The 5,808-nt window shown below is 55.3% G+C and carries 6 protein-coding genes; all 6 read left to right on the top strand.

Translation table 11 applies throughout. The features are described 5' to 3' along the window. Positions 1–834: tyrosine-type recombinase/integrase (locus C6W91_RS20575; protein WP_370571537.1), on the top strand; the 834-nt coding region annotated here is incomplete at its 5' end. Further along, the gene (locus C6W91_RS20570) at positions 825–1,001 is read left to right on the top strand and encodes a hypothetical protein (RefSeq protein WP_370571536.1); all 177 of its coding nucleotides are present in this window, start codon (positions 825–827) and stop codon (positions 999–1,001) included. The genes C6W91_RS20575 and C6W91_RS20570, both read left to right, overlap by 10 nt. Before the next feature lie 93 nt (positions 1,002–1,094). Continuing rightward, positions 1,095–1,742: a hypothetical protein gene (locus C6W91_RS20565; RefSeq protein ID WP_370571535.1), complete on the top strand. Its 648-nt coding sequence runs from the start codon at positions 1,095–1,097 to the stop codon at positions 1,740–1,742. Between the two features lie 350 nt (positions 1,743–2,092). After that, positions 2,093–3,445: a primase-helicase family protein gene (locus tag C6W91_RS20560; RefSeq protein ID WP_370571534.1), complete on the top strand. Its 1,353-nt coding sequence runs from the start codon at positions 2,093–2,095 to the stop codon at positions 3,443–3,445. Continuing rightward, complete coding sequence (locus C6W91_RS20555; protein ID WP_370571533.1) at positions 3,442–3,792, top strand: HNH endonuclease; 351 nt, start codon at positions 3,442–3,444, stop codon at positions 3,790–3,792. The genes C6W91_RS20560 and C6W91_RS20555 overlap by 4 nt, the downstream gene beginning before the upstream one ends. A gap of 553 nt (positions 3,793–4,345) precedes the next feature. Next, positions 4,346–5,808: PAS domain-containing protein (locus C6W91_RS20550; protein WP_370571532.1), on the top strand; the 1,463-nt coding region annotated here is incomplete at its 3' end.

Genomic DNA, 5,808 nt, shown 5'->3' with positions numbered 1-5,808 from the left:
GAGCCTACGGCTCAGGGAAAGCAACGCCACCCTTCAGGCAAACTTCAACATCAACCGGGACATCCCCAACTCTCGCCCCACGTCGGCAAAAGTTATCGGTCAAGGCAGCTCAGCCTGGAGCAGCTGGTTGCCAAATCTTCCGGGACCCCAATCACGGCAGCCACCCAGAAGCGTATCCTGTCTCAGGTGCTGCACTTTCTGGACTGGGCCTATCATGAGGGACACGCACCCAAGCTGGAGTTCTCCTCGGTGAAGGTCGAGGCCAAGGGCAAGATCATGTCCTACGCCGTACCGACCGACGAGGAAGTCCAACGCTTGCTTCAGGCCGACCATCCGCTCATCGGGTCTGTGATCTTGTTCTGCCTGCTGTCTGGACTTCGCTCCGGGGAAGCGGTCGGGATGTTGAGAGATGATCTGGTGTGGAAGGGCAATCTGGGCTGGTTTGCTCGGGTACGTCCCAATCGTGTCAGGTTGCTGAAAACCGATGCAGCTGAACGGGAGGTGCCGCTCCATGGGGAGTTATCGGCCATGCTGCCAGCGCTGGGACCTGATCGTCTATTTCCTGATCTGACTGTTTCGCAGGTGACCAAGCACTTTGGCCGCTTGCGCACCCGGTTGGCAATGGATCGTCCCGGGTTGGTGTTCCACTCGACCCGCAAGTGGTTCATCACCCAGTGCGAGAGGACAGGTGTCCCCGAACACTACACGGCCTCACTGGTCGGGCACCAGTCAGCAAGGAGCGAGAACCGGCTCACCTATGGCATCTACTCGGCGGGCATAGGGGACGACCAGAAGCGGGCGATCGTCGACGGGGTTCGCTTACCATGCCCCTGATACCCGATATAGAAGCATTTGAAGAGAGGGCCGCCATCGTGGAATACGACGGTGGCCTTTCTCGTTCCAGGGCGGAGGATATCGCCGCGCAGGCCCAAGGCTTCCGGGACGCAGCCCACTACTGGCAGGTGCTGGCTGAATACGTGCTGACCAAGAAGCTCCCATGAACACATCCTCGGCGGTTTCGACCGCCGGGGGTGCCATACTTTGCTTTTTTCTTGAGTACTGGGCAGAAAGCTTTGCAGACAGGAGAACCGGAAATGAAACTCAAAACACTGGTGCTGACCATTGCCCTAGCAGGATCTCTGACGTTGAACGTGGCCAGCGTAGCCTTCAGTTCCGTCGCCATGCTTGTATCAGGGGCCTATGAAGCGGTCACAGGCGCGGCTTCCGTGGTGGGAAGGAAAGATCGTCGCATGGCGTCTCTGAGTGATGACTTGGCGCGCAAAGACGCAAAACTCAACGAGTTGACCGATGAGGTAGCATCCCTGCGAGGGGCTAAAACGGTTCCCTACCGTGGCCAAAAACGGGCCCTGTCAGAAGCAGTCGAAGATACCGCCACCCGCGTGTCGCGCCGAACGGTTACCGGGGCCGCTCGCAATGCCGGGTCAGTCGTGGCAGAGGCAATCCCCTTTGCCGGTATTGTTGCCATCATCGGGGTTACCGCTTGGGACCTCAAGGATAGCTGCGATACGATGAAAGATCTGCATGAGCTGGAGAAAGCTTTTAACCCTGAAGCTGCTGCAGGTCAGGAACAGGATGAAGTCTGCGGGCTGGCAGTGCCAACCAAGGACGAGATCTGGGCCTCAGTCAAATCGTCTCCCGGGGAAGCTTGGAAGGCAGCCACATCCTATGTGCCCGACCTACCGAAATTGACCACACCGCAGATCGACTGGCCGTGGAACTAATACTCCCTCCGCAACACCCTCGGTAGCCCTTATGGCTGCTGGGGGGGTGTACCGTCAGAGAGCCACATAGCGGCGCACTGAGGGCCATCTCGGCCCTTTGACTGGCCAATTGCACCTCCGGCCAAGAGAGCCTCCAGAGGGCCAGAATGGGGCCTTCGGGTGCCATCAAACCCAGTCCCAGAGGGCCTTAGCCACACGGTTAAAAGTGGGGGAAAATCCGACCAGCACCAGGAAAGACCCAAAACACCACCAACACACTGAAAACAAACAACAATCAGGAGCCGCCAGCCACCAGGGCACGTTAATAGAGAGACGACATCTCGAAAACCAACAAAAATGAAAGAGATTCTATGCCCGAATTTGACCCAAATCACCGCATCATTCTATCCCGCGCAATCGCCAGTTGGTTCGTCCGCCGCGATGGCAAATATTATGACATCGACAACTACACAACGAAACTGGCACTGCCCGACGTACAGGCTATCTGCATCGAGCGGTTTGCTGACGAGTTTGCACACATCCCCCTGAGCAAAGACCTCATCCGAGCCGCGTTCAAGGCAAGCTTCAACACCCTCACCACTCCCGCAGCCGAACGCGTCGGCACTTGGAGCGGGTCAGTCCTGAGTGCGCCCGGGTGCTCAGATCGATTGCTCCGGCATCGGGGTACGGTATCGATCAACACCTGGACGAAACCAACCTATCGATCTCATGGCATCAACGCTGCGGAGTATGGATGCGCCGACGAATTCTTCTCCTGGATTTTTCCCCGCCATCACGAACGCACCCGGGCCCTGGATTGGCTGGCCTGGAACCTACAGCACGAGAGTGACAAGCCAGGTTGGTGTTTGTTCCTGTACAGCGACAAGAAAGGCACTGGGAAATCGAAATTCGCCACTCTATGCGAAGCCCTTTTCGGAAAACGCAACACGGCCCGCGAATACAGCGCCAGCAAGCTGACAGGTCGCTTCAACGTGCCGGTCCTGACCTCCAAACTCGTCATCGGTGAAGAAATAAAGCTGCAGACCGGTTCTGGCACCAGCAACGCACTGAAAACCTACATCACCGAGGACAGGGTTCTTGGAGAAATGAAAGGTGTCGATGCCCAGATGATCGAACAACGTTGCTGCTTCGTATTCACCTCAAATCATCCCCCGCTCTGGATCGAACCGGATGAGCGGCGCTACTACGTCCTGAACATCGACCATGACGGACATGCAAGCGGCCCGCGCTCCAACGAGTTCGTACAGCTGATGATCCAGATCGATGAACTACTAGCCGACGAGACAGCACTGGCAAGGCTATACAACGCTCTGATGAGCCGTGAACTGTCACCTGACTTCAATGCCAAGTCCCTGAACATCACGCAGCATTCAACAGACATCATGCGACAGGTGCAGAATGCCGCCCAGCAAGTCTCCACCGAACTGCTCCGAGAACACCTCGACCAAGCAGGGTGCAATTGCATCGCAGAATCTGAGCTGGTTTCCTTCGTTCAGCAGACCCTACGGGGCAATATTGAAACCATTCGTCACAAGATGACCGAGCTCGGCTGGCATCGGCACACCCTGAAGTGGGGTGGTGTCGACCACAACCGAGTACTATGGATCCGCGACGGGTACTCAGCCTATCGCGGCAGGCTGAAAGCCCCTGATGGAACAACTTCGCCGATCGCAAGCCCCTTAGCAGAAGAGGCTCGCCTATGATCGATCATCAAGACTGGATGGCCAACATTCTGAAAAATCACCGTGACGAGGCCCTTAACCGGGTCTCGGAACTTCTCTCTGACACCACGACGGACGAGAACGGCTGCAAGTTGACGAATACCAAACACCGGCGCAAAGTACGCTTCCGTGGAGGCCAGACGACAGCCTATCGTTTCATCTATTGCGTCAAGCAGAACGAGGCCCTGAGGTTTTATGAGGTGATCCGCCACCGCTGCAACAATCCGCTCTGCATAAATCCAGATCACCTCGAAGTCGGTGACCGTCGCGACAACAAGCACGACGACTGGCTCTTCGCAGCCTATGGTGTTGACCCGACGTTCCTCTGACCCTCTTCACTTCCAACCGCACTGACCCGTATCACCCGAGGCTTGACAGCCACAAGCGCTAGCGCTAGGCGGTCACCCCCTCGGCGGCTAGGAGGACAGGCCCCGAGACACATTTGAAAACGTGCGCAGCGGTCACCATTAGTGAAAACGCTCGGTGCGCACACACCATCCTCCGGCTCGCTCTGCGCTAACTATCAAAAGACAGCTTGCTGCTTGCCGTCGAGTGCGGAAAACTGGCCATGAGATAACGTTCAACTGTGCGAAAGGCAGTCGTATGAGCCCCGTCTTAAGAGTAGTGTATTGAAAATGCAGCACACTTGGATATCGGGCTCGTAAAATAGCGTCATCCTTTAAGCGACTTAGCGAGGAAATTGAAGAAAGTCAGGTAGTTGCTTGCAGCACTCAAACGCAGAAGCCTCCCAGACATCACGCTCGCCAAGCCGCACACGGCCACTCTAAAACAGCGAGCCGCATCAAGAAAACCTGGTAACGATTCAACACAGCCTTCATCAGCTGGCTATGCCAAATAGCCGAAACAAAACAGGTGTCTATATTGCTCATCCTGATCCTGTCTAGCGACTTGGAATTGAAATTTGTTACACACACTGATGTTGCTAAAGACTTTTGTCCTCCAACTGACAACATCGGCATGCCCATCGAGGCATCGAAGTCTCTCATTGAAACTGATCCAAATCTATCGTTTGACTGCAGGGCAGCATTGAAGGGGAAGCCTGGACAGATACGTCGTATCGTCGGAGCTTCTAAGGAAGAATACCTACGACGAATATCCTTGAGACGCTCAGATAATGGCCTCCAGGACGAATTGATAATCAGTTACCAGGCCGGGGCTCTCACACCTCGATTAGAGCTCGCCAAGGTCCGGCAGCGCTTTGCAAACGCAATCGAAGCCGTTTCGGACCCGGTAGCTTATTTTGATTCTGAAGATCGCATAGTTCTGTGCAACACGGCGTATGCCAACCTGCATACCAAATTAGGATCAGGGTCCGTAGTGCTTCCGGGAATGAAATTTGAAGAAATACTCCGGCAGGACCTGGAGAACGGTGCGCTCGAAGTTTCAAAGGAAGCGCAAGACGCTTGGCTAAGCGAGCGGCTCAAAAAGCGTCGTGACGCTGTTTTCGAAACGGAAATTCGAACACGCGACCGTCGCTGGTTCAGGGTCATTGACCGGTTGACTGTGGATGGGGATCGCGTCCATCTGCTGATCGACATCAGTAAACTCAAAACTGCACAACGACAGCTGGAAGAGGTTGAAGCGGGCTCGAAGGTTGGATTGTGGTCGCTCAATCTTGAAACCGGAGAAGGTCTTGTAAACCGGCATTGGGAAGAAATGTTTGGTTTTGAACAAAACACGCTCAATCCAGTTGGTTTCGAAGGATGGCGAACGCTCGTCCATCCAGATGATCTACCGACAGCCATGTCAGGTTTCGATGACTGCATCGCAGGCATCAAAGACCGGTTCGAAGTCGAGTATCGCATGCGACACAAGGAGGGACACTGGGTCTGGGTTTTGAGCCGCGGCGGCATTGCAGATCGCGACGCCGAGGGGCGGGTATACCAAATGGCTGGCGTGCTGATCGACATCAGCACACGCAAAGAGCTTGAAGGCGATCTGAACTTGCGAGCGGCCGCCGTTCAGGCTTCGGCAGACGCCATAATGGTCACTGATGCATCTGGGGAAATCATCGATGCCAATTCGGCTCTACTCCGCCTGTTTAGGGCTCAAAAGCAAGAAGAGATTCTAGGATACCCGTGGTATCGGCTCTACGCTCGTTCAGCTGCAGCTAAACTTGCAGCGGAGGCCTTCCCTGCAATCCGCATCCACCAGCAGTGGCGTGGGGAGGTAATCTCGACGCGACTTGATGGAAGCCAGTTTGAACAGGCAATCAGCATGACGGAGATGCCAGACGGTAAGATTGTGCATGTGAGCCGGAGACTGTGCCGAATTTTGTGCCTGACGTGTTTTGTTAGGCCATCGGGAAGCGGTCTTCGAACATG

Source organism: Phaeobacter sp. SYSU ZJ3003 (assembly GCF_041300735.1).
Classification (GTDB): domain Bacteria; phylum Pseudomonadota; class Alphaproteobacteria; order Rhodobacterales; family Rhodobacteraceae; genus Phycobacter; species Phycobacter gallaeciensis_A.
This window is presented reverse-complemented; position numbering and strand designations above follow the sequence as displayed.